Source organism: Streptosporangium sp. NPDC006930 (assembly GCF_040635605.1).
GTDB lineage: Bacteria > Actinomycetota > Actinomycetes > Streptosporangiales > Streptosporangiaceae > Streptosporangium.
Map to the genome: position 1 here is coordinate 1 of NZ_JBEYID010000075.1, position 1,078 is coordinate 1,078.

Sequence of the window (1,078 nt, forward strand, 5' to 3'; positions counted from 1 at the left end):
CTAGGGCCTGTACGGGGTTGAGATCAGCGGGATTGCCTGCGCGGTGGTTTGTCGTCCTGGTAGGCCATCGTCATGGCGCGTGGAGACCTCACCGATGACGAATGGTCCTTGATCGATCCTCATCTGCCCTTGGGTGAGCGCGGTCCGATCCCGGACCTGCGGCAGCAGTTCAATGCGGTGATGTGGCGGTTTCGTACCGGCAGCCCGTGGCGGGATCTGCCCGCCGAGTACGGGCCGTGGTCCACGGCCTACGACCGCTTCCGCTCATGGGCGACGACGGGCGTCTTCGAGGAGCTGATGCAGGCGATGATCGCCGAGGCCGCTGCCCGCGGGCAGGCCGACCTTGACCTGGTCAGCGTGGATTCCACCACGGCCCGCGCCCACCACCACTCCGCCGGGATGGTCGTGGACCCCGAACTGCTGCAGGCGCTGGAGAAAGCCGCCGAACAGGAAAAGGGGCTGCACCAAAGGGGCAAAACCCTCAGAACGGCGAACCCGGCGAACCCGGGGACGAACGTCGGCGGTTACGACGGCGGCGCCGAATACGACTGACGGCGGCCGGGCTGGGCCGCTCTCGGGGCGGGCTGACCAGCAAGGTCCACCTGTCGGCCGATCGGCGATGCCGTCCGCTGTCGTTCGTCCTGACCCCGGGCCAAGCTGGCGACAGCCCACAGTTTCGCACCGTCTTGGCCCGGATCAAGATCCGCCTGCCCGTCGGTCGCCCACGCACCCGCCCGGCCGCGGTGGCCGCGGACAAGGCCTACTCCTCCCGCGGCAACCGCCTCTATCTGCGCAGGCGTCACATCAAAGCCGTCATCCCCGAAAAGGCCGACCAGGCGGTCAACCGCAAGAACCGCGGCTCCCGTGGCGGTCGCCCGGTCAGCCATGATCCAGGGCTCTACAAGCAGCGCAACACGGCCGAACGCTGTATCAACCGGATCAAGGAATGGCGCGGACTGGCCTTCCGCTCCGACAAGACCCCCGAAAGTTACCTCGCCGGCCTTCATCTACGCGGAGCCATCTTGTGGATTCGAAGCCTTCAACCCGCCTGAAGATCCGAAGTCCGTACAGGCCCTAG

1 pseudogene is annotated in these 1,078 nt (G+C 67.0%); it reads left to right on the top strand.

Going from position 1 to position 1,078, the window contains the following annotated elements:
* The first annotated feature begins 72 nt into the window (after positions 1-72).
* Positions 73-1,052 (top strand): annotated as a pseudogene (locus ABZ664_RS39425) (IS5 family transposase).
* Positions 1,053-1,078 lie beyond the last annotated feature (26 nt).